Origin of the sequence: Streptomyces sp. NPDC001980 (assembly GCF_040296885.1) — a bacterium.
In the GTDB taxonomy this organism is placed as follows: Bacteria; Actinomycetota; Actinomycetes; order Streptomycetales; family Streptomycetaceae; genus Streptomyces.
Genome location: NZ_JBEOYD010000001.1, coordinates 310,089 through 331,710, shown reverse-complemented (window position 1 = coordinate 331,710; position 21,622 = coordinate 310,089). Strand labels below are relative to the sequence as shown.

Annotated in this window: 19 protein-coding genes; 7 read left to right on the top strand and 12 right to left on the bottom strand. The window is 72.7% G+C overall.

Translation table 11 applies throughout. The features are described from left to right. The first annotated feature begins 171 nt into the window (after positions 1-171). Positions 172-2,226: a sulfatase-like hydrolase/transferase gene (locus tag ABT137_RS01490; protein WP_502984449.1), complete on the top strand. Its 2,055-nt coding sequence runs from the start codon at positions 172-174 to the stop codon at positions 2,224-2,226. Here ABT137_RS01490 and dusB read toward each other — a convergent pair. Then, on the bottom strand, positions 2,223-3,365 hold the full coding sequence (dusB, locus tag ABT137_RS01485; RefSeq protein ID WP_351700609.1) for a tRNA dihydrouridine synthase DusB: 1,143 nt from the start codon (positions 3,363-3,365) through the stop codon (positions 2,223-2,225). The two genes, ABT137_RS01490 and dusB, sit on opposite strands and share 4 nt — an antisense overlap. A 143-nt stretch (positions 3,366-3,508) precedes the next feature. Between dusB and ABT137_RS01480 the strand changes: the two genes are divergently transcribed. Then, complete coding sequence (locus tag ABT137_RS01480) at positions 3,509-4,960, top strand: MFS transporter (RefSeq protein ID WP_351700606.1); 1,452 nt, start codon at positions 3,509-3,511, stop codon at positions 4,958-4,960. 19 nt (positions 4,961-4,979) lie between these two features. Here the strand turns inward: ABT137_RS01480 and ABT137_RS01475 are convergent, their stop codons facing one another. From ABT137_RS01475 to ABT137_RS01450, 6 genes are all read right to left on the bottom strand, one after another. After that, a complete protein-coding gene (locus ABT137_RS01475; RefSeq protein ID WP_351700603.1) occupies positions 4,980-6,368 on the bottom strand; it encodes an FAD-binding oxidoreductase in 1,389 nt (462 codons plus the stop codon). A 61-nt stretch (positions 6,369-6,429) separates the two neighbouring features. Next, complete coding sequence (locus ABT137_RS01470) at positions 6,430-7,530, bottom strand: LLM class flavin-dependent oxidoreductase (RefSeq protein ID WP_351700600.1); 1,101 nt, start codon at positions 7,528-7,530, stop codon at positions 6,430-6,432. Between the two features lie 24 nt (positions 7,531-7,554). Beyond that, positions 7,555-8,559 (bottom strand): ABC transporter substrate-binding protein, encoded by a 1,005-nt coding sequence (locus tag ABT137_RS01465; RefSeq protein ID WP_502984456.1) that lies wholly within the window; start codon positions 8,557-8,559, stop codon positions 7,555-7,557. Between the two features lie 8 nt (positions 8,560-8,567). Beyond that, positions 8,568-9,284 (bottom strand): ABC transporter ATP-binding protein, encoded by a 717-nt coding sequence (locus ABT137_RS01460; protein WP_351700594.1) that lies wholly within the window; start codon positions 9,282-9,284, stop codon positions 8,568-8,570. Positions 9,285-9,289: 5 nt separating this feature from the next. Further along, the gene (locus tag ABT137_RS01455; RefSeq protein WP_351700591.1) at positions 9,290-10,156 is read right to left on the bottom strand and encodes an ABC transporter permease; all 867 of its coding nucleotides are present in this window, start codon (positions 10,154-10,156) and stop codon (positions 9,290-9,292) included. A gap of 70 nt (positions 10,157-10,226) precedes the next feature. After that, positions 10,227-10,922 (bottom strand): alpha/beta hydrolase, encoded by a 696-nt coding sequence (locus ABT137_RS01450; protein ID WP_351700588.1) that lies wholly within the window; start codon positions 10,920-10,922, stop codon positions 10,227-10,229. 319 nt (positions 10,923-11,241) lie between these two features. On the opposite strand from ABT137_RS01450, the gene ABT137_RS01445 reads away from it, so the two are divergent. Further along, the gene (locus ABT137_RS01445; RefSeq protein WP_351700585.1) at positions 11,242-12,105 is read left to right on the top strand and encodes a LysR family transcriptional regulator; all 864 of its coding nucleotides are present in this window, start codon (positions 11,242-11,244) and stop codon (positions 12,103-12,105) included. A 24-nt stretch (positions 12,106-12,129) separates the two neighbouring features. Here ABT137_RS01445 and ABT137_RS01440 read toward each other — a convergent pair whose 3' ends face one another. Next, a complete protein-coding gene (locus ABT137_RS01440; protein WP_351700582.1) occupies positions 12,130-12,471 on the bottom strand; it encodes an SCO4225 family membrane protein in 342 nt (113 codons plus the stop codon). A gap of 134 nt (positions 12,472-12,605) precedes the next feature. After that, positions 12,606-13,520 carry a helix-turn-helix transcriptional regulator gene (locus ABT137_RS01435; protein WP_351700579.1) on the bottom strand — a complete coding sequence of 305 codons (915 nt, stop codon included), beginning with the start codon at positions 13,518-13,520 and terminating at the stop codon, positions 12,606-12,608. Between the two features lie 100 nt (positions 13,521-13,620). Here ABT137_RS01435 and ABT137_RS01430 point away from each other — a divergent pair, with 100 nt between their 5' ends. After that, complete coding sequence (locus ABT137_RS01430; RefSeq protein ID WP_351700576.1) at positions 13,621-15,048, top strand: MFS transporter; 1,428 nt, start codon at positions 13,621-13,623, stop codon at positions 15,046-15,048. A gap of 112 nt (positions 15,049-15,160) precedes the next feature. Here ABT137_RS01430 and ABT137_RS01425 read toward each other — a convergent pair whose 3' ends face one another. Next, positions 15,161-17,413: a SpoIIE family protein phosphatase gene (locus ABT137_RS01425; RefSeq protein ID WP_351700573.1), complete on the bottom strand. Its 2,253-nt coding sequence runs from the start codon at positions 17,411-17,413 to the stop codon at positions 15,161-15,163. Between the two features lie 331 nt (positions 17,414-17,744). Between ABT137_RS01425 and ABT137_RS01420 the strand changes: the two genes are divergently transcribed. From ABT137_RS01420 to ABT137_RS01410, 3 genes are all read left to right on the top strand, one after another. Continuing rightward, the gene (locus tag ABT137_RS01420; RefSeq protein ID WP_351490475.1) at positions 17,745-17,963 is read left to right on the top strand and encodes a hypothetical protein; all 219 of its coding nucleotides are present in this window, start codon (positions 17,745-17,747) and stop codon (positions 17,961-17,963) included. Positions 17,964-18,021: 58 nt separating this feature from the next. Next, entirely contained in the window at positions 18,022-19,170 is a 1,149-nt protein-coding gene (locus tag ABT137_RS01415) for a serine hydrolase domain-containing protein (protein ID WP_351700570.1), read from the top strand. 187 nt (positions 19,171-19,357) lie between these two features. Further along, positions 19,358-19,840 carry a hypothetical protein gene (locus ABT137_RS01410; protein WP_351700567.1) on the top strand — a complete coding sequence of 161 codons (483 nt, stop codon included), beginning with the start codon at positions 19,358-19,360 and terminating at the stop codon, positions 19,838-19,840. Here the strand turns inward: ABT137_RS01410 and ABT137_RS01405 are convergent. Then, a complete protein-coding gene (locus ABT137_RS01405; protein WP_351700564.1) occupies positions 19,827-20,429 on the bottom strand; it encodes a TetR/AcrR family transcriptional regulator in 603 nt (200 codons plus the stop codon). The two genes, ABT137_RS01410 and ABT137_RS01405, sit on opposite strands and share 14 nt — an antisense overlap. A gap of 26 nt (positions 20,430-20,455) precedes the next feature. After that, entirely contained in the window at positions 20,456-21,478 is a 1,023-nt protein-coding gene (locus ABT137_RS01400) for an aldo/keto reductase (protein ID WP_351700562.1), read from the bottom strand. Positions 21,479-21,622 lie beyond the last annotated feature (144 nt).

Sequence of the window (21,622 nt, the reverse complement as noted above, 5' to 3'; positions counted from 1 at the left end):
CCCCGCGCCCCTTCGGGGGCGCCTCCCGGCGTCGCATGCTGTGTTTGCCCGGTGTTTGCCGAATGGCCTGAACACGGACCTAAAGAGAGCCGTACGGAATTGTGGCGGGTTCGGCCTCCGAGCGTTGGCCCGCCTTCCGTTTCACGGGTCTCGCACGGAAGGACCTCCGGGTTGTCTCAGCACACGAGCATTCGCCAGCCATCGGACACGCCGTCCGGGCCGTCCGAACGCGAAACTCCGCCGGAGGAGTCCGAGGTCGCGAAGTCCGAGCAGGAAGCGGCTTCCGAGGCGTCCGGGACTCCCGAGCCCGATGCCGAGGCCGCGTCCGCCGACGAGTCGAGCGACGCCGCGCCCGAGGCCGAAGCGACCCCTGAGGCCGCCCCCGAGTCCATAGCCGCCGCCGGGACCGATCCCGGATCCGAGCCCGAAGCCGCCGTCGAAACCGACCCCGAGCCCAAGGCCGTCGCCAAAGCCGACCCGGAACCCGCCCCCGCCCCGGACACCCCCCGCCCCCGGCGGCGCGGCTGGGCCGCCTGGAGTGGGCGGGTTCGGGAGCGGCGGGAGGCGTGGCGGGAGGCTCATCCCACCGCTGCCTCCGTGCTGTCGATCAGTGTCACCGTGCTCTGTGCCGCGCTCGTGATCGCGGCGCTGGTGATGCCGAACACCGTCGTCGCGCTCGGGCCCGCGAAGTTCGTGCGGCTGCCGTCCGAGGGGATCATCGCGGCCGCGGTCGCGCTGGCGCTGCCCCGGCGGCCCCGGATCGTGCTGGCCGCGCTGTTCGGCGTGGTGCTGGGCGCGCTGACCCTGGTCAACGCCCTCGACATGGGGTTCAAGCAGTACCTGGGCCGGAGCTTCAACGCCATCCTGGACTGGAGCCTGCTCGGCGACGCGGAGTCGTATCTGGAGGACACGCTGGGCCGGACGGCCACCCTCGCCGTCAGCGTCGGTGCCGTAGTCCTCGTGCTGCTGCTGTTCGTGCTGCTCGCGCTGGCGACGGTCCGGCTGAGCAATCTGCTCGCCCGGCATCCGGGGCGGGCCACCCGCGGCACGCTGATCGCCGGGGTCGTCTGGATCACCTGCTCCTCCTTCGGCGTCCAGCTCGCCGGCGGTGTGCCGCTCGCCGCCGACAGCACCGCGACCACGCTGGAGATCAAGGCCCGTCAGGTGAAGGACACCCTGCACGACGAGGCGGAGTTCCAGAAGGTCGCCAAGGTGGACGCCTTCGGGAACACCCCGCCCGACCAGCTGCTGACCAGCCTGCGCGGCAAGGACGTGGTCTTCACGTTCATCGAGAGCTACGGCCGCAGCGCCGTCGAGGACCCGATCGAGGCGCCCGGCGTCGACAGCACCCTCGCCGTCCGGACCCAGGCCCTCGCGAAGGCCGGCTTCCACGCGAAGAGCGGCTGGCTGACGTCCGCGACCTACGGCGGCAGCAGCTGGCTCGGGCACTCCACGACCATGTCGGGGCTGTGGGTGAGCAACCAGCAGCGCTACCGGACCGTCATGGCCAGTGACCACCTGAGCATCACCAAGGCGTTCCAGAAGACCGGTGACTTCGACACCGTCGGCGTGATGCCGGGCATCCAGAAGGGCTGGCCGGAGCAGAGCTACTACGGCCTCGACAAGGTCTACAACGCCTTCCAGCTCGGCTACAAGGGACCGAAGTTCAGCTGGTCGACGATGCCCGACCAGTACGCGCTCCAGCAGTTCCAGGACCGGGTGCACAGCAAGAAGCCGGCCGACGGCAAGTCCCGGATGTCGTTCCTGATCCTGACCTCCAGCCACCAGCCGTGGGCGCCGATCCCGAAGATGGTGCCGTGGGACCAGCTGGGCGACGGCTCGATCTTCGACGCCATCCAGAAGGCCGGCAACAAGGCGTCCGACGTCATCGCCGACACCACCAAGTCCCGCCAGGAGTACGGCAAGTCGATCCAGTACTCGGTGACCGCGCTCACCGAGTGGCTGGAGCGCTACGGCAACGACAACACGGTGCTCGTCTTCCTCGGCGACCACCAGCCGATCGCCCGGGTCAGCGGCAACCAGGCCAGCCGTGACGTGCCGATCTCGATCGTCGCCAAGGACCCGAAGGTCCTTGACGCGATCGACTCCTGGAACTGGACCGACGGCCTGCGTCCGGCGCACAACGCCCCGGTGTGGAAGATGAGCGCGTTCCGCGACAAGTTCCTGACGGCGTACGGCTCCACCCCGCACCCGAAGACCAACTAGCCCCCGGACGTATCCAGTTCCGCGTCCTCGCCGATGCCCGCGCAGTCGTACGGGTCCTTCAGCCAGCCGTCCGGCAGCACCACCCGGTTGTTGCCGGACGTACGGCCGCGGGGCCCGTCGGCACCGGCGGGCCAGGGCTGGTCGAGGTCCAGTTCGTCCAGGCCGGCGCGGAGTTCCGCCAGGGACGACGTGATGGCGAGGCGCTTGCGCATCTCGCTGCCGACCGCGAAGCCCTTCAGGTACCAGGCGACGTGCTTGCGGAAGTCGACGACGCCCTTGGACTCGTCGCCGAGCCACTCGCCGAGCAGGGTCGCGTGCCGGACCATGACGTCGGCGACCTCACGGAGGGACGGCTTCAGGACGTCCTCCGTACGGCCCTCGAAGGCGGCGACCAGGTCCGCGAAGAGCCATGGCCGGCCCAGGCAGCCGCGGCCCACGACCACTCCGTCGCAGCCCGTCTCCCGCACCATCCGGAGCGCGTCCTCCGCCGACCAGATGTCGCCGTTGCCGAGCACGGGGATCTCCGGGACGTGCTCCTTGAGCCGGGCGATGGCCTCCCAGTCGGCGGTGCCGCCGTAGTGCTGGGCGGCGGTGCGGCCGTGCAGCGCGATGGAGGTGACGCCCTCCTCGACGGCGATCCGGCCGGCGTCGAGGTAGGTGATGTGGTCGTCGTCGATGCCCTTGCGCATCTTCATGGTGACGGGCAGGTCACCGGCGCCGGCGACGGCCTCGCGGAGGATGGCGCGCAGCAGGTTCCGCTTGTAGGGGAGGGCGGACCCGCCGCCCTTCCTCGTCACCTTCGGGACCGGGCAGCCGAAGTTCAGGTCGATGTGGTCGGCCAGGCCCTCCTCCGCGATCATGCGGACGGCCTTGCCGACGGTGGCCGGGTCGACGCCGTACAGCTGGATGGACCGGGGCTTCTCGGTCTCGTCGAAGCGGATCAGCTGCATGGTCTTCTCGTTGCGCTCGACCAGCGCCCGGGTCGTGATCATCTCGCTGACGAACAGCCCCTTGCCGCCGCTGAACTCCCGGCACAGGGTCCGGAAGGGCGCGTTGGTGATCCCCGCCATGGGGGCGAGGACGACCGGCGGCCGGACGGTGTGCGGGCCGACCTGGAGGGGGGACGTGGGCTCGGGCATTCCCCCATTGTCCCGTACGCCGCGCGGTGCTCGTCCGGTGCTCGTCCGCCCTGTGGACAACCGCCTCTCCCGCACTCCCCCGTCACGATCATGTATCACTCATTAGTTAGACGCACTATCGAAACGGGCGTACGATGGAGCGCATGCCCGAGCTCAGCCCCCGCCGCCGCATGCTCGTCCTCGCCATCTGCTGTATGAGCCTGCTCATCGTCAGTCTCGACACCACCGCGCTCAATGTCGGCCTGCCGTCCATGCAGCGCGAGCTGCACGCCTCGACGGCCGGCCTGCAGTGGACGATCGACGCGTACACCCTGGTCCTCGCCTCGCTGCTGATGCTCGCCGGTTCCACGGGCGACCGGGTCGGCCGCAAGAAGGTCTTCATGACCGGCCTGGTCGTCTTCTCGATCGGCTCGCTGCTCTGCTCCCTCGCGCCGAACCTGGACTCGCTGATCGCGTTCCGCATGGTCCAGGCGGTGGGTGGCTCGATGCTCAACCCGGTCGCCATGTCGATCATCACCAACACCTTCACCGACCCGCGCGAGCGGGCCCGGGCGATCGGCGTGTGGGGTGCGGTGGTCGGTATATCCATGGCCGCCGGACCGCTGGTCGGCGGCCTGCTCGTGGAGTCGGTCGGCTGGCGGGCGATCTTCTGGGTCAACATCCCGGTGGGCCTGGCGGCCGTCCTGCTGACGCTGCGCTTCGTGCCGGAGTCCCGGGCGCCGAAGGCCCGCCGGCCCGACCCGGTCGGCCAGGTGCTGGTCATCGCCCTGTTCGGCTCGCTGACGTACGCGATCATCGAGGCGCCGACGGCCGGCGCGGGCACGGTCCTCCCCTTCGCCGCGGTGGCCCTCGTCGCCCTGGCCGGCCTCCTCTGGTTCGAGCCGCGCCGCGACGAGCCCCTGATCGACCTGCGCTTCTTCCGCTCGGCGCCGTTCAGCGGCGCAACCGTGATCGCGATCAGCGCGTTCGCGTCCCTGGGCGGCTTCCTGTTCCTCTCCACGCTGTACCTGCAGAACGTGCGCGGACTGGACGCCCTGCACGCGGGCCTGTGGATGCTGCCGATGGCGGTCCCGATGTTCCTGTGCGCCCCGCTGGCCGGCCGTCTGGTCGGCAGCCGGGGCCCGCGCCTGCCGCTGGTGATCGCCGGCGTCGCGATGACCGCGAGCGCGGTCCTGTTCGCCGCGTTCGAGGCGGAGACCTCCGACACCACCCTCTTCCTCGGTTACGTCCTGTTCGGCATCGGCTTCGGCTTCGTGAACGCCCCGATCACCAACACGGCGGTCTCCGGCATGCCGAGGTCCCAGGCCGGCGTCGCCGCCGCGGTCGCCTCCACCAGCCGCCAGCTGGGCCAGACCCTGGGCGTCGCGGTGATCGGCGCGGTGCTGGCCTCCGGGATCGGTTCGTCGTCGTACGCCGGCCGGTTCGTGGGCGCCGCCCGCCCCGGCTGGTGGATCCTGGCCGGCTGCGGCTTCGCGGTCCTGCTTCTGGGCGCCGTGACGAACGGCAGCTGGGCCCGCGCCACGGCGGAGCGGGCCGCGGAGCGGCTGGCGGCACCGGAGATCCGCGCGGCCGTGGGGAGCGCGGAGCGCGTCTAGAGGTACCGCCCTCAGAAGCTCACAGGGCCTTGCCCGGGTTGAGGATCCCGTGCGGGTCGAAGACCTCCTTCAGGCGGCGTTGCAATGCGTGCGCGGCCGGCCCGAGTTCTTCGGCGACCCACTGCCGCTTGAGGACGCCGACCCCGTGTTCGCCGGTGAGAGTGCCGCCCAGGCGCAGGGCCAGGGCGAAGATCTCGCCCGCCGTCTCCCAGGCCGCGTCCGGCAGGCGGTCCAGGGCCGGGTCGACCACGAGGATCGGGTGCAGGTTGCCGTCGGCCGCGTGGGCGACGGTGAAGACCGGCGTCTCGTGGCGGGCCGAGATCGCGCGGATCTCGCGGACCGCCTCGGCGAGCCGGGAGCGGGGTACCGCGATGTCCTCGATGAGGGGGCGTCCGAGGCGTTCCAGCGCGGGGAGGGCCTGGCGCCGGGCGGACAGCAGGGCCTCCGCCTCGGCGGGGTCGGTGGTCGTCCGCACGCTGGTGGCCGACGGCGCCAGGACGTCCGCCACCGCCTGCGCCTCGGCGGTCGCCCCGGCGCCGTCGCACTGCACGATCAGCAGGGCGGCGCCGCGCTCGCGCAGGGCCGGGTCGACGGCCTCGAGGACCGGTCCGTCGAGCAGTTCCGCGAGGGCCGGGACCACCCCGGCCCGCGCGATCGCGTACGACGCCTGTGCCGCCGCCTCGAACGTGGCGAAGTACGCGGCCAGGGTCGCCGTCGCCGCGGGCAGCGGCCGTAGCCGCAGGGTGGCCCCGGTGATCACCGCGAGGGTGCCCTCCGAGCCGGTCAGCAGCGCGGTGAGGTCGTAGCCGGTGACGCCCTTGACGGTACGGCGGCCCGTGGTGATCACCGTGCCGTCCGCGAGGACCGCCTCAAGACCCAGCACGCTGTCCCGGGTCACGCCGTACTTGACGCAGCGCAGGCCGCCCGCGTTGGTGGCGATGTTGCCGCCGATCGTGGACAGGGCCGCGCTCGCCGGGTCGGGTGCGTAACGCAGCCCGTGTGCGGCCGCCGCGCGGTCCAACTCGGCGGTGATCACGCCCGGTTCGACGACCGCCAGCTGGTCGTCCGCGGACAGTTCGAGGATGCGGTTCATCCCGGACAGGTCCAGGACCAGGGAGCCCTCGCCGGCCGTCGCCCCGCCCGACAGACCGGTGCCCGCGCCCCGGGGAACCACCGGCACCCGCAGCGCGTGCGCGTGCCGCAGGGTCACGGTGACGTCCTCGGTGCGCCGCGCGTGTACGACGGCCAGCGGCAGCCCTTCGGGGCGGGTGCCGGAGCGGTCGGTCGCGTGGGCGGCCGGCGTGCGGGGGTCGGTGGCCAGCCGGTCGGGCGGCAGGTCGCGGGCGAGCAGGCCGAGCAGCCGGGCGGGGGCAGTGGTGGAGTCTGTGGTGGTGTCTGTGGTGGTCACGGGTTCTGGCCTTCGTTCCGGTCGCCGGTCTCCCCGGCGTACGCGCGAGGTTCCGCAGAGGTCAGGCGGCGGGGGCGGTCGCCGCGCGGTGGGCCAGTTCCTGGCGGACCAGGGGGAGGACGTGCCGGGCGTAGTCGATGGCGTCGTTGAGCGGGTCGTAGCCGCGGATCGACAGCAGGTCGCAGCCGATGTCGACATAGTCGAGGAGTGCCCGGGCGACGGTCTCGGGGGTGCCGACGAGGGCGGTGGAGGCGCCGGCCGCGTTGGTGGCGACGGCGGGGGCGGTCCACAGGCAGCGGTCGTGGACCTCGCCGCGCTCGGCGATGTCGAGCAGCCGCTGGGAGCCGACGTTCGCCGGACGTCCTGTGGTGCGGTAGTGGCGGAGCTGTTCGGTGGTGCGGGCCTGGTCCTTGAGGACGCCGAGGGTGCGGTGTGCCTTCTCCCAGGCGAGTTCCTCGGTGGGCGCGATGATCGGGCGGAAGGAGACCCAGATCCGGGGGTGCGGGCGGCCGGCCGCGTCGGCGACCGCGTTGACGGCGGCGATCTGCTCGGCCGTCTCCTTCAGCGGCTCGCCCCACAGGCCGAAGATGTCGCCCTGCTGTCCGCCGACCCGGTAGGCGTCCTGGGAGGAGCCGCCGACGGAGATCGGGACCAGGCCGTGCACCGGCTTCACGTCCGAGTGGTAGCCCTCGAACCTGAAGTACTTGCCCTCGTGCGAGACGGGGCCGTCGGCCTGCCAGACCTTCCGGAGGATCTGGATGTACTCGTCCGAGCGCTCGTACCGTTCGGCCTTGTCGAGGTAGTCGCCCTCGCGGCGCTGCTCCTCGTCGCTGCCGCCGGAGATGACGTGCAGGGTGAGGCGGCCGTCGCTGATCCGGTCGAGGGTGGCGAGGGCGCGGGCCGCGTGGGTCGGGAAGATCACGCCCGGGCGGTGGGCGAGGATCGGGCGGACGCGTTCGGTGTGGGTGGCGACGAACTGGGCGACCTGGAAGGCGTCCGGGGAGGCGGAGTGGTAGGCGACCAGGGTGTGGTCGAAGCCGCCGTCGTCCAGGGCGCGGGCGTACGTGCGCAGGTGGCCGACGTCGAGGCCGGTACGGCTGGAGGCGGCGGGTCCTGAGGCTCCGGCGTCGGTGTGGACGGCGCTGATGAACTCGACGGGCATGAACGACTCCCTTGGCTGCTGCGGCTACTTGAGGAGGGATGTGTCGGCGGCCTTCGCCACGTCCACGTTCGGGTCGAGCACGCCGATGCCGTTCATGAGGTCGGCGACGCCCTGGACGGTCGTGTTCACGTCGGAGGTGATCGGCAGCACCTGGCTGTACGCGGCCGAGGCGAGGGTCCTGGCCACGGACGCGTCGGCGCCGTTGCGCTGCTCGATGGCCTTCGCGTAGGCGTCCTGATGGGTGCTGGTCCACTTCAGGGCCGTACCGAGGCGCTTGAGGAAGTCGGACAGCGCGGCCTTCTTGCCGGCGTCCGCGAGGGCCTTGTCGGAGGCGTTGACGAAGCCGATGCCGCTGACCCGGCCGTCCGCGCCGTCGACGAGCAGCCGGCCGCCCTGTTCCAGTCCGACGGCCTGGTAGACGCCGAAGGTCGCCCAGATGCTGATCTTCCCGGAGGCGAAGGCGGCCTGCGCGTCGGTCGGCAGCAGGTACTGCACCTGGACGTCCTGGTAGCTGAGCCCGTTCTGCTTCAGCACGTTGGCCAGCAGGTACTCCGAGACGCTGCCCTTGGCCGAGGAGACGACCACCTTCCGGCCCTTGAGGTCCTTGACGCTGTCGATGCCGGAGTCCTTGCGGACGACGATGCCGACGTGGGTGCCGTCGTTCTTCAGGGCGGCGACGTTCTTCAGCTTCACCCCGCCGCTGAGCGCCTGGAGGGCGGGCAGGTCGGCGGAGTAGCCGGTGTCGGCGGCCCCTGCCTGGACGGCCTGGTAGAGCGGGGCGGCGCCCTCGAACTCGGCCCACTTCACCTTGTACGCGGCGCCCTTGAGGGCGTCGGAGGCGGCGACGATCGTCTGCAGGGTCTTGGCCTGGTCGCCGATGGTGAGGGTGACCTGCCCCTTGGAGGAGGCGTCCGCCGAGGAGTCCGCGCCGCAGGCGGTCAGGGCCAGCAGGGCGAGGGCGCTGAGCGCGGCAGTGGCGGCGGTGGCGGTGGCGGTGGCGGTGGCGGCGAGTCTGCGTGTTCCACGTATGGCGCGTGTCACGAGGGGGTTCCTTCCAAGGTGCGGGTGACGCCGAGCCAGCCGAGCAGCCGGGCGCGCAGGGAGACGAAGTCGGGGGTGGTCAGGTCGCGGGGGCGGGGCAGGCCGACGGTGAGTTCGTGGGCGATGCGGCCGCCGTCCATCACCAGCACCCGGTCGGCGAGCAGCAGTGCCTCCTCCACGTCGTGGGTGACCAGGAGGACCGCACAGCCGTGCGACTGCCAGAGTTCGGCGACGAGCTGCTGGACCCTGCCGCGGGTGAGGGCGTCGAGGGCGCCGAACGGCTCGTCCAGGAGCAGCAGTTCGGGCTCCCGGACCAGGGCGCGGGCCAGCGAGACGCGTTGCGCCTGGCCGCCGGAGAGGGTCTTCGGCCACACCCCGGCGCGGTCCGCGATGCCCACCTCGTCCAGAGCCTTCGCGGCGAGCGCCCGGTCGGGTCGGCCGGGCAGGCCGAGGACGACGTTGCGCCACACCTTCAGCCAGGGCAGCAGCCGGGGCGACTGGAACGCGGCGCTGCGACGCACCGGCACGGTCACCTCGCCGCCGATCTCGTCGTCGAGGCCGGCGAGGATCCTCAGCAGCGTCGACTTGCCGCAGCCGCTGTGCCCGAGCAGGGCCACGAACTCGCCCTCGCGGATGTCGAGATCGAGGTCGTGCAGGACGGTGTTGCCGTCGAAGGTCCGGGAAAGCGCCCTGGTCTCCACGCTGTTGGCCATGACGCTCACGCCTCGCCCTCGAAGTTGGCGCGCCAGGTCAGGAGGCGGCGCGACAGGATCCGTACGACGAGGTCGCAGGCCAGGCCGAGCAGCGCGTAGACGACGAGGCAGAGCACGATGACGTCGGTACGGAAGTACTGCTGGGCGTTGCTCATCAGGTAGCCGAGGCCCGCGTCCGCGTTGATCTGCTCGGCGAAGACCAGGGCCAGCCACGCCGTCGACAGGGCGTACCGGAGGCCCACGAGGGCACCGGGCAGCGCGCTCGGCAGGATCACGTACACGACGAGGCCGAGCCGTCCGAGGCCCATCATCCGCGCGGCCTCGACGAGTTGGGCGTCCGCGGAGCGGATGCCGCCGTAGATGTTGAAGTACAGGGGGTAGGTGACGCCGAGCGCGACCAGGGCGATCTTCGGGGTCTCCTCGATGCCGAACCAGACGATGAACAGCGGGATCAGACCGACCCAGGGGATCGCCCGGAACATGCCCATCGAGGAGTCGATGACGTCCTCGCCGAGCCGGAACAGCCCGGCGAGGAGGGAGAGGACGAGGGCGACCGTGGCGCCGATGAGGAAGCCGACGGCGGCCCGGCGGCCGGACGCGGCGACGGCGCGGGGCAGTTCGCCGTCCTTGGTGAGGTCGACGGCCTGTTTGAGCACGTCCACCGGGGAGGCCAGCACGGACTCCGGCAGGATGCCGGTGGCGGAGGCCAGGAACCAGAGCAGGACCAGGCCGACCGGTCCGGCCGCGCGCCGCACGGAACGGGGCACGGCCGGCCGGCGGCCCTGCCGGACGGTGCCGCGGATCGTGACGCGCCCGGCCGTGGGCGCGGCCTGCGGCGCGGGCAGCGGGGCCTTCAGCGATTCGGTCGTCATGCGCAACCCCTCAGCGCCGGGAGCGGTCCGGTCGCGGCCGGGCCGTCGGTGCCGGGCGGCACCCGCCCGCTCATGCGAGGCCCTCCGCGATCAGGGGGAGCTCGGGCGACAGGCGCAGCCGTTCCAGGAACAGCACGACGGTGGCGGCGGCCGTGCGGTGCAGGGCGTCGTTGAGGACGTCGTGGCGGCCGCCGGTGAACTCCACCAGGTGGGCCGGGGAGCCGTCGTAGGCCGCGCGGGCCGCAGCCACCGGGCTGACCGGGTCGTCCTTGCCGTGCAGGGCCAGCACCGGTACCCGTACCGCGTCCCAGCGCAGGTCGGACAGGTCGGGGGTCTCGTCGAGGGCCCCGCGCCGGAACGCGGGGTCGCCGGCCAGCCGGGCCTGGTGGGTGGGGCAGCCGGTGCGTGCCTCGATCTCGGTCTCCCAACCGTCCGCCGTCCAGGGGCCGGTGGGCAGCCCGGCCAGGATCAGCGCGTCGGCCCCGGAGGCGGGCTCGACGGCCAGCTCCACGGCGTACCGGGCGCCGCTGTCCGAGCCGACCAGGACCTTCGGGCCGGGCAGCGACTCGTCGGCGAGCAGTTTGGCGGCCTCGTCGAGGACCGAGGGGTCGGCGGCCGGGTCACCGAGGGCGCGGACGCGGTAGGCGTCGAAGGCCAGCCGGCGGCCGAACCGCTCGTACACGCCGCCGTGTTCACCGCGGCCGACCAGCACGATCAGCGTGCCGCGCGGGGCGAGGCCTTCGGGTTCGTCCCAGGAGGAGGGCATGAGGGGGCAACTCCCGTTCCGGAGCAGGGGAAAGAGACGGTGGGGAAGCAGCGGGCGGCCGTCACCGGCACGTGTCAGCCACGTTGCGATGTCGGTGGAGGCGGCGGAAGGGCGCGCGTACGCGCGGAGGAATCAGCGACAGCGGGCGCTGCACGCCACGCCGAAGTCGATGACTCGGCGCTGCGTCAGAAGGGCAGCCGTGGCGGTCGCGAACATGCGTCCATCATGAGCGGCGGCGACCGAACGCGTCCAACGATGATTCCGCATCGAAACCGATCAGGGATCGCGATCGGTCGGGCGAACGGCTACCGTCACCGGTATGCCCCAGCCCGTCCTCGACATCGTGGCCCTGCGCAGCCTGACCGCGGTGGCCGACTGCGGCGGCTTCCACCGGGCCGCCCGCGCCCTCGCCCTCAGCCAGTCGGCGGTGAGCCAGCACGTGCGCAGACTGGAGAAGGCGCTGGGGCACCCCGTGGTCGAACGCGAGGGACGCGGCACCCGGTTCACCCCCGAGGGACGCCTGCTGCTCGAACAGGCCCGGCGCATCCTCGCCGTCCACGACGAGGCCCTGCGGGTGCTGCTGGACACGGACGGCGACACCGTCACCATCGGCTCCACCGAGCACGCGGCGGACCAGTTCCTGCCCCGGCTCACCGCCGCCGTCCAGGAGGTGCGGCCCGGCTGCCGGGTCCGGTACCGCATCGACCGCTCCGCACGGCTGGTGGAGGCGGTCGAGCGGGGCGGCGTGGACGTGGCGGTGTACGTCACCGAGGCCGCGGCCACCGAGGGCACACCCGTCGGCGGCCTTCCGCTCTCCTGGCACGCGACCCCCGGCTGGCGGCGGCCCGACGCCCCCTCCCCCGTGCCGCTGGTCGCCATCGAGGAACCCTGCGCCATCCGCCGCCGGGCCATCGCCACCCTCGCCGCGCAGGGCGTGCCGGCCACGGTCGTCGGCGACGCCGGCTATCTCGCGGGCGTCCTCGACATCGCCCGCACCGGGCAGGGCGTCGCCCTCATCGCCGCGGTCGGCCCGGCCCCGGACGGCCTGAGCCGGTACGACGGCCTGCCCGCCGTCACCCCCATCCCGATGAGCGCCCTCGCCCGCCCCGGCGCCGACCCCACGACCGTACGGGCCGCGCTCGACGCCGTGCGGGAGCTGCTCGGCGGGGCGGCCGGAGTCTGACCGGGGCGCGATCGCAGACGGCGGTCAGCAGGAGTGGACCGAGCGGCGGTGCCGGGCCAGGACGGCGTGGCGCAGAGCGCCCAGGGCCAGGGACTGGAGCAGGGCCGAGACGACGACCGTGCCGATGAAGAACCAGTTCGGGGTGTCCGTGCGCCAGGCCGTCCTGCCGAGCGCCGCGAGCAGCGGGAAGACCGGGAACGTGACCAGGGGCGGCCAGAGCCAGGCGTAGTCGGAGCCGTGCTCGTCGGCGTCGCCGGAGTCGACGGCGGCCTTGGCGATGACGACCGCGACCAGGACCAGGTAGGCCACCGAGAGGCGGTTGGTGAGCATCAGCCGGACAACGGTGCGGGCCGGGCCGGATTCCATCGTCTTCTCCCCCGTGGCCGGTCGTCGATACGTCGATTCGTCGTTCCCACTCCCCTCCTGCATGGTCGGGGGAGGACGGCGCCCCGGTCCTGAGTACGCGTACTCAGTTGCGCGAACGAATTCCCGTGACCCGGTCAGGAGTTCGGCTTCGCCGTCCCCGCCCGCGCCAGGTCGTGCAGCCGCTCCAGGCGCTCCCGGGTGTCCTCGTCGGCCGGGACGTAGGTGACCATCCGCGCCCCGGACCCCGGGTTCAGGAACAGGTCCGTGTGTTCCAGGGTGAGGTGGCCGACGTACGGGTTGAGGAACTGCTTGGTCCTGGCGCGCGGGTCCACCACCTCGTAGCGCTCCCAGTTCTCGCGGAACTCCGCGGACTCCGCCGCCAGCCGCTTGACCAGCATCTTCCAGGCCGGCTCGGCGAGATGGCCGGCCATGGACGCGCGGAGTTTGGCGGCCATCAGGCGGCGGGTCTCCTCCAGGTTGACGATCGAGCGGCGCCACTCGGGGTTGGTGTAGACGAGGATCATGCAGTTGCGGTCCTCGGGCGGCACCGCGTCGAGGTCGCCCATCAGGCGGCCGTAGGTGCGGTTGTAGGCGAGGATGTCGTAGCAGCTGTTCTGGACGGAGGCCGGGAGGGGTTCCAGGGCGCGGAGCATCTCGTGCAGGGCCGGGGTGACGCCCGTGCAGCTCGCGGCCGGTGTCGGGTCGACGGCTTCGGCCAGCTGGAAGAGGTGGGCGCGCTCGGTGCCGTCGAGCCGCAGGGTGCGGGCGAGGGCGTCCAGGACCTGGACGGAGACCTGGATGTCCCGGGCCTGTTCGAGCCACGTGTACCAGGTGACGCCGACCGCGGAGAGCTGCGCGACCTCCTCGCGGCGCAGGCCGGGGGTGCGGCGGCGGGTGCCGCGCGGCAGGCCCACCTCCTCCGGGGTGATCCGCTCCCGGCGGCTGCGCAGGAACGCGGCCAGCTCGTGCCGCCGGATGTCGGCACCCCGGCCCGGGGCGGGGGCCGCTGTCTGCCGGGGGCTCGTCGTCTCCTGCGCCGTCGTCGTCATGGATCCAGACTGCCGCCTCGCCGATCCTGTTGCCAGGTACTTCTGCTACCAGGACAAGGAGACTCTGGTACCAGTCTGAGACAGACCGCAGGCTCGGTGCATGACCGAAACCGCCACCACCGCGACCGTACGGTCCCCGTCCGCGCCACCGGCGCTCGGCGGCTCCGGGCTGTTCACCGTCCTGCTCGCCGCCGCACTTCCTCTCATCGACTTCTTCATCGTCAACGTCGCCCTGCCCACCATCGGCGCCGACCTGCACGCGGGCGAGGCGGTCCTGGAACTCGTCGTCGCCGGGTACGGCGTCGCCTACGCCGTGCTGCTCGTGCTCGGCGGGCGGCTCGGCGACCTGTTCGGGCGCCGCCGGCTCTTCCTCGGCGGCATGGCCGCGTTCGGCCTGACCTCGCTGGCCTGCGGACTCGCGCCCAGCGCCTGGACGCTGGTGGCCGCCCGGGTCGCCCAGGGCGCCGCGTCCGCCGCGATGCTCCCGCAGGTCCTCGCCACCATCCAGGCCGCCACCCGCGGCGGCCGCCGTGCCCGTGCCATGAGCCTGTACGGCGCCACCGCCGGCCTCTCCATGGTGGCCGGGCAGATACTCGGCGGGGTGCTGGTCGCCGCCGACATCGCGGGCACCGGCTGGCGTGCCGTGTTCCTGGTCAACGTGCCGGTCGTGGTCGTCGGGCTGGTGCTCGGCGCGCGGTTCGTGCCGGAGACGCGGTCCCAGACGCCCGAGCCCGTCGACGGACCCGGGACCGTGCTGCTCGCCGCCTCCCTGCTCGCCCTGCTCGCCCCGCTCACCGAGGGCCGGGCGGCGGGCTGGCCGCTGTGGACCTGGCTGTCGCTGGCCGCGTTCCCGGGCGTGGCCGCCGCCTTCTACGCCGTGGAGCGGCGCGCCGACCGGGCGGGCCGTACGCCGCTGGTCCCGCCGAGCCTGTTCGAACTCGCCTCGCTGCGCCGGGGGCTGACGCTGATGCTGCCGTTCTCGATCGGGTTCAGCGGGTTCATGTTCGTGATCGCCGTGGCCCTGCAGAGCGGGGAGAACCTGGGGCCGGTCCCGGCCGGGATGGCGCTCGCCCCGATGGCGGTCGCCTTCCTGTTCGTCTCGCTCGCCGGACCGCGGCTGATCGCCCGGTACGGCAGCCGGGTGGTGACCGCCGGGTCCGTGATCCAGATGGCCGGCATCGTCCTCATCGTGCTCGCCGCCCGGCGGGACTGGCCGCACCTGGACTTCACCGGGCTGCTGCCCGGGGTCGCCATCGCCGGTGCCGGTCAGGCCCTGCAACTGCCCAACGTGCTGCGGCTGGTGATGTCGGAGGTGCCGCCGGCCCGGGCCGGGGTGGGCAGTGGCGTGATGGTCACCACCCAGCAGTCCGCGCTCGCCCTCGGCGTGGCCACCCTGGGCACCCTGTTCCTGTCCCTGGTCCCGCACCAGGGCATGCGGGACGCCCTGATCACCACCCTGCTGGTGCAACTGGGCCTGGCGGTGGTGACCGGCCTGCTCAGCCTGCGGCTGCCCCGCACCGTGAGCTGACCAGCGCCCCGAGGGGCGCTGGGGGTACCCCCGGCCGAAGCTGGGGGAGGAACTGCGCGACCAGCCACGACGGCGCCGCACACGGCATATCGCGGCACTGCAGGCGGAGCGCTCAGCCGCTGCCGCCCAGTTCGAACCACACGATCTTGCCGGTGCCGAGCCGGGTCGTACCCCAGCGCCGGGCCAGCCGGTGCACCAGGTACAGGCCGCGGCCGTGTTCGTCGGTGGCCTTGGCCTGGCGCAGCCTCGGCAGCTGCGGCACGTCGTCGCCGACCTCGCAGCGCAGCACGTCCGTGCGCAGCAGCCGCAGGCTGATCGGGCGGGAGGCGTGCCGTACGGCGTTGGTGACGATCTCGCTGACCAGCAGCTCGGCGGTGTCGGTGAGGTCTTCCAGACCCCAGCCGGCCAGGGCCTGCCGGGTGAGCCGGCGGGCCCGGCCGGGGGCGCCGACCTCCGGTTCCAGGGTCCAGTACGCCACGTCGGTCGGCGCGATGCCGTCGAAGCGGGCGGCGAGCAGCGCGATGTCGTCGTCCCGGTCGCCCGGGCCGAGCATGTCGAGCACCTCGTCGCACAGGGCTTCAAGGGGCGGCGGCCGGTCGGGCCCGGTCAGCTGGGCGGTGGCGGCGAGCTTCTCGCGCAGCTGCTCGATGCCGGTCCACACGTCGCGCAGCCGGGACTCGACCAGGCCGTCGGTGTAGAGGAGCAGGGTGGCCCCGGTGGGGGCGTCCAGCTCGACCGCCTCGAAGTCGATGCCGCCGACGCCGATCGGGGCGCCCGGCGGCACCGTGAGGACCTCGGTCTTGCCGCCCGGGTGCAGCAGGATCGGCGGCGGATGGCCGGCGTTGGCGATGGTCATGCGGTGCGAGACGGGGTCGTAGACGACGTACAGGCAGGTGGCCATGCGGTCGGTGCCGAGCCGCTGGGCCTGTTCGTCGAGGTGGTGCAGGACCTCCTGCGGGGGCAGGTCGAGGCCGGCCAGGGTCAGCGCGGTGGTGCGCAGCTGGCCCATGACGGCCGCCGAGGTCATGGAGTGGCCCATGACGTCGCCGACGACCAGCGCCACCCGGCTGCCGGGCAGCGGGATCGCGTCGTACCAGTCGCCGCCGACCCGCGCGGTCTCGGCGGCGGGGAGGTAGCGCACCGCCAGCCGGACGCCGGTCGGCCGGGGCAGGGAGTGCGGCAGCATGGCGCGCTGCAGCCGGTCGGCGATGAAGGCCTCCCTGCTGTACAGGACGGCCTTGTCGACGCCGAGCGCGGTGTGGGTGGCGAGCTGGGCGGCGACCAGCAGGTCGGCCGGCTCGAACGCCGGGCGCTCGGGCCGGCGCAGGAAGACGACGGCGCCGGTGACCCGGCGGCGGCCGCGCAGCGGGGCGAGGATCGCGTGCGAGCCGACCCAGTCGTTCAACGCGCTGTCCGCGCCGACGAGTTCGCCCAGCGCGTCACGGGTCGGCGGGGTGTCGGCGAACACCGGCCGGACCCCGCGCAGCACCTCGGCGAGGGCGCCGCCGGGCACCACCTCGCTCCAGTCGGAGGCGTCCAGGTCGTCCTGCTCGTCGTCCACCGTCTCCGCGGGCCAGACCAGGCCCTCGGCGCCGGGGCCCTTGAGCCGGTCGGTGCGGCGCAGCCGCAGCACGGCCGGGCCGTTGGGGCGTTCGTCACCGACCGGGAGCGGGTCGCGCAGGTAGACGAGGGCCGCGTCGGAGTACGTCGGTACGGCGGCCCGGCACAGGCCGAGCACGATCTCGTCGGTGTCGAAGCCGCGGGCGATCCGCCGGGTGGCGGCGCCGACGTAGCGGAGGCGGTCCTCGTCCGGGGCCTTCGGCGCGGCGGGCGGCACGGAGGCGAGGGCGTCCTCGCGCACGCCGAGCGCGGTCTGCGCCGACAGCGCGTCGGCCAGGGCGATGTCGTCGTCCACGAAGTCCTCCCGGTCCGGGCGCCGCAGGAACACCGCCACGCCCACGACGGCGTCGGGGGCGCGCAGCGGGGCGAGCAGGACCCGGTTCCCCTGCGGCAGCCGGGTTGCCGTCCCCAGGAGTTCGCGGAGGGCCTCGTCCACGTCGTCCGGGCCGCGGCCGCGTGCCCTGCCGCAGCGCAGCAGAGCGGCGAGCGCGCCGTCGGGCGCCACCGGTCTCGACTGCGGGGGCGTCCCGCCCATGACGCCGCCGAGTTGGGCGGGTACCCCGTTCAACTCCAGGCGCTCCGGCTCCGCCCCGTCCGGCGAGCGGTCGCCGAGGTAGACGAACATCCCGTCCGCAAGGTCCGGGACCGTCACCCGGTACAGCTCATCGACGGCCTGGGCAGCGCCCTCGGCGCGCGCGATCCGGCGGCCGGCAACGGCCAGGAAACGTTGAGGATCCGGCAGCATCGCCTCTCCGTGCCGGTGGCCGCTTCACAAGGTCGCTTTCATCTTGAGCCAGGGTCAATTCCCTGTCCAGGGTTTCCGCCGGTAGACCAAGTCCGGCTCATGATCCGGCGGTTGAGACCGGGAGGTTTCGGAAGGTACCCCCCGGCCCGCCCTGACCTCGTCCTCGTCCGGCGCGGCCGGGTCTCGTCCGCCGTGTGAACTCCGGGGACATCCTCGACAAAACCCGGTGAAGAAATCCCCGTTGATGTTGGTCTTGTTGCACACTCCTTGCCGTCGACCCGCCGTCGACACGTACCGGACAGCAGACCGGGCACAGACTCCGGAGGCGTCAATGTCGCAGATCGACGAGAGCAAGGTCAGCCGCTGGGACCAGCACGGCCGGGAACACGTGGTCCGGGTGCAGCGCACGGGGGTGCAGCGCACGATCAAATGCGACACCTGCGGCTGGCAGAAGGGCGCGCAGTTCCTGCCCTGGCTGAAGGCGGAGGAGCATCTGGCCGAGGCCCACCAGGCCACCGTGGACCCCGCGGGCACCCAGCCCTCGCGATGACTTTCCGCGGGCGCGGGAGTCGTACCGGCCGACACCGCGCCCACCGGAAGGACGACCGATGACCGTCTCCCCGCTGCACGCCGCCCTGCGCCGCCACGTCGAGGCCGGCACCGTCCCCGGAGCCGTCGGCCTCGTGGCCCGCGGCGACGACGTCGAGGTGGTGGCCGTCGGGCACACCGACGTCGAGGGGTCCGCCCCGATGGCCCGGGACTCGGTCTTCCGCATCGCGTCGGTCACCAAGCCGATCACCGCCGCCGCGGTGCTGATGCTGGTGGACGAGGGCCGGATCGGCCTCGGCGACCCGGTGGCCGACTGGCTCCCGGAGCTGGCGAAGCCGATGGTGGTCCGTACGCCCGCGGGCCCCGTCGACGACGTGGTGCCGGCGGTCCGCCCGGTCACCGTCGAGGACCTGCTCGACTTCCGCACCGGCTGGGGCCTCGCCGACGACTTCTCGCTGCCCGCCGTGCGGGCCCTGTCCGCGATCCAGGACCACAGCCGCCCCTTCCGGGACTGGCCGGACCCGGACACCTGGCTGGGCCTGCTCGCCCAGGTGCCGATGCTGCACCAGCCGGGCGAGGCCTGGCTGTACGGCACCTCGTCCGCCCTCCAGGGCATCCTGGTCGCCCGGGTGTCGGGCCGCACCTTCCCCGACTTCCTGGCGGAGCGGATCTTCGAGCCGCTGGGCATGCGGGACACGGCGTTCGAGGTGCCCGCGTCGAAACGGCACCGCTTCACCTTCTCCTACGCCCCCGCCGCGGACGGCACCCTGCGCCTGACGGACACCCCGGACGGCGCGTACAGCGCCCTGCCGCGCTTCCCCTCGGGCGGCGGCGGCCTCGTCTCCACGGCCGACGACTGGCTGGCGTTCGCCCGGCTGCTGCTGAACGCCGGTGCCACCCCGGACGGCCGCCGTCTCCTGACCGCCACGTCGGTCAGCCGCATGACCACCAACCACCTGACGGCGGCCCAGCGCGAGCGCGCCGCGCTGTTCCTGGAGGGCCAGGGCTGGGGGTACGGCGGCTCGGTCGACGTCGCCCCGGCCGAGCCCTGGTCGGTGCCCGGCCGCTACGGCTGGGTCGGCGGCACCGGCACCACCGCACACCTCGTCCCGGCCACCGGCACGGTCACGGTCCTGTTGACACAGACGGCCATGACGGGTCCGACGCCGACCCCGTTGATGCGGGACTTCTGGCGGGTCACCGCCTAGCTCGCGCGTTACGCCGTTCGGGTGAGCTTCCGAACAGGAATCACAAGGTCAGAGCACCCGTTGCCACCTGCGGTCTTTACCGAATCCCAAGGCGGTGCACACCGCTTCCGAGAGCGCCCGGGTCGCCGCCCGGCGCGACCCGGCCAAGCCTTGAGAGGTCCCCCCGTCCCTCGACAGGAGTACTTCCATGCACACCACCCAGCGCCAGATCTCCCGAGCCCTCGCGGCCGGTGCGCTCTCCGTGGCCCTGCTGTCGGCCGGTTCCGCCGGGGCCTTCGCCACCGAGGCCAAGCCGACCCCGTCGCCCACCATGAGCGCCAAGCCGAAGCCGAAGCCGACCCCGACGCCCACCATGAGCGCCAAGCCGAAGCCGAAGCCGAGCCCGACCACCATGGGCTCGATCTCGGCCAAGGCGAACACGACCTCGGTCAAGCCCGGTGACTCGGTGACCGTCACCGGCCGCACCTCCGGCCTGAAGGTCGGCTGGCCGCTGGTGCTCGAGCACCAGATGGGCGGCAAGTGGATCCCGCTCAAGGCGACCGCGAAGGTCAAGAACGGCAGCTCCTACTCGCTGACCACGAAGCTCAGCACCCCGGGCACCGAGCACCTGCGGGTCTCGGCGGTCGGCAAGAAGGTCTACTCCCCGACCGTGACGGTCAACGTGAGCTGAGGCCCCGCAGCAGCAGCTCCACCAGCGACCCGAAGTCCGCCTCGGCCTCCGGCCGCACCCACTCCCGCGCGTAGCCCGGGTCGTGGAAGCGGCCGGTGGCCTGGAAGACGGTCCGGGCCGCGGCGGCGGGGTCGGGCACGGTGAAGACACCGGTCCCGGCCCCGTCCGCGATGATCGCGGTCAGCTGCCCAGTCAGGTCGGCGATGTGCTCGGTGACCGCCGGGCCGTTCTCGTCGACCAGCACCATGTAGGTGGCGAACAGCTCGGGGTCGGCGCCCGCCTTGCGGCGCTTCGCGTCGAACAGGGCCCGCAGCCAGTCGCGCAGCCGGGCCTCCGGGTCCCGGTCGCCGGCCGCGATGCCGGACAGCTGCTCCGAGGTGCGGTCCAGCCACCGCTTCGTCACCGCTTCGCGCAGCGCCGCCTTGGTCCGGAAGTGCCGGTAGACACTGCCGTGGCTGACGCCGAGCGCGCGGGCCACGTCCACCACGGTGGCCTTGGCCGGGCCGTGCCGGCGCAGCACCTCCTCGGTCGCCTCGAGGATGCGTTCGGCGGTCAGGGCCGGGGTCGGGGTCGGGGACGTCGCTGCCATGGCCTAGACGGTACCTGGCGCCGCGGTCAGTGCTCGGTGCCGAGATGGCTCATCTGCGCGGCCGGGTAGCGGGTGCCCGCCGCCGCGTCCGCCGGCACGGCCTCCTCGATCGCCGCCAGGTCGGCCGCGTCCAGGGTGACGTCCAGCGCGCCCAGCGACTCGGCGAGCCGCTCGCGGGTGCGGGCGCCGACGAGCGGCACGATGTCGTTGTTGTGCTGCGAGCCCCGGGAGATCACCCAGGCGATGGCGATCTGCGCGACCGTCACGCCCTTCTCGTCGGCGATCTTGCGCAGCGCCTCGACGAGGTCGAGGTTGTGCTGGAGGTTGTCGCCCTGGAAGCGCGGTGAGAAGGCCCGGAAGTCGCCCGCGCCGAGCTGCCGGTCGCGGGTGAAGTGGCCGGAGATCAGCCCCCGGGAGAGCACGCCGTACGCGGTGATGCCGATGCCCAGCTCACGGGTGGTCGGCAGGATCTCCCGCTCGATGTCGCGGGTGATGATCGCGTACTCGATCTGGAGGTCGGAGATGGGCGCGGTGGCAGCGGCCCGCCGGATGTTGGCCACGCTCGCCTCGCTGAGGCCGATGTGCCGGACGTGCCCCTTCTCGACCAGTTCGGCGATGGCGCCGACCGTCTCCTCGATCGGCACGTCCGGGTCGACGCGGGCGATCCGGTAGACGTCGATGTGGTCGACGCCGAGCCGCTGCAGGGAGTAGGCGGCGAAGTTCTTCACGGCGGCCGGGCGGCCGTCGTAGGCGTTCCAGCCGCCGTCCGGGTCGCGCAGGGCGCCGAACTTGACGCTGGTCAGCGCCTTTTCGCGGAGAGCGGCCGGGGCGGTGCGCAGGGCCTCGCCGATCAGCATCTCGTTGTGGCCCATGGCGTAGAAGTCACCGGTGTCGAGCAGGGTCACGCCGGCGTCGAGGGCGGCGTGGATCGTGGCGATCGACTCGGCGCGGTCGGCCTCGCCGTACAGCGCGGACATGCCCATGCAGCCGAGGCCGAGGGCGGAGACCTGGGGGCCGGTGGATCCGAGGGAACGGGTGTGCGTCGTCATGGCTCCACCTTGGCATGACAGCTGACAGATTTCAATATCTGTCATTCCATAGTCACTCCAGTCGGCCCGAATGGTCCAGACCTATTGACGTGAGGTCTGGACCACGAGCACTGTCATGTCTACGACATCCGCGCCGCGCCCCGA

Excerpts from the sequence above, each read along its gene's own strand:
- ABT137_RS01445 (WP_351700585.1), top strand. The coding sequence starts at position 11,242 with ATGCCCCAGCCCGTCCTCGACATCGTGGCCCTGCGCAGCCTGACCGCG.
- ABT137_RS01435 (WP_351700579.1), bottom strand. The coding sequence starts at position 13,520 with ATGACGACGACGGCGCAGGAGACGACGAGCCCCCGGCAGACAGCGGCC.
- ABT137_RS01420 (WP_351490475.1), top strand. The coding sequence starts at position 17,745 with ATGTCGCAGATCGACGAGAGCAAGGTCAGCCGCTGGGACCAGCACGGC.
- ABT137_RS01480 (WP_351700606.1), top strand. The coding sequence starts at position 3,509 with ATGCCCGAGCTCAGCCCCCGCCGCCGCATGCTCGTCCTCGCCATCTGC.
- ABT137_RS01470 (WP_351700600.1), bottom strand. The coding sequence starts at position 7,530 with ATGCCCGTCGAGTTCATCAGCGCCGTCCACACCGACGCCGGAGCCTCA.
- dusB (WP_351700609.1), bottom strand. The coding sequence starts at position 3,365 with ATGCCCGAGCCCACGTCCCCCCTCCAGGTCGGCCCGCACACCGTCCGG.
- ABT137_RS01430 (WP_351700576.1), top strand. The coding sequence starts at position 13,621 with ATGACCGAAACCGCCACCACCGCGACCGTACGGTCCCCGTCCGCGCCA.
- ABT137_RS01415 (WP_351700570.1), top strand. The coding sequence starts at position 18,022 with ATGACCGTCTCCCCGCTGCACGCCGCCCTGCGCCGCCACGTCGAGGCC.
- ABT137_RS01410 (WP_351700567.1), top strand. The coding sequence starts at position 19,358 with ATGCACACCACCCAGCGCCAGATCTCCCGAGCCCTCGCGGCCGGTGCG.
- ABT137_RS01440 (WP_351700582.1), bottom strand. The coding sequence starts at position 12,471 with ATGGAATCCGGCCCGGCCCGCACCGTTGTCCGGCTGATGCTCACCAAC.
- ABT137_RS01425 (WP_351700573.1), bottom strand. The coding sequence starts at position 17,413 with ATGCTGCCGGATCCTCAACGTTTCCTGGCCGTTGCCGGCCGCCGGATC.
- ABT137_RS01455 (WP_351700591.1), bottom strand. The coding sequence starts at position 10,156 with ATGACGACCGAATCGCTGAAGGCCCCGCTGCCCGCGCCGCAGGCCGCG.
- ABT137_RS01405 (WP_351700564.1), bottom strand. The coding sequence starts at position 20,429 with ATGGCAGCGACGTCCCCGACCCCGACCCCGGCCCTGACCGCCGAACGC.
- ABT137_RS01460 (WP_351700594.1), bottom strand. The coding sequence starts at position 9,284 with ATGGCCAACAGCGTGGAGACCAGGGCGCTTTCCCGGACCTTCGACGGC.
- ABT137_RS01450 (WP_351700588.1), bottom strand. The coding sequence starts at position 10,922 with ATGCCCTCCTCCTGGGACGAACCCGAAGGCCTCGCCCCGCGCGGCACG.
- ABT137_RS01400 (WP_351700562.1), bottom strand. The coding sequence starts at position 21,478 with ATGACGACGCACACCCGTTCCCTCGGATCCACCGGCCCCCAGGTCTCC.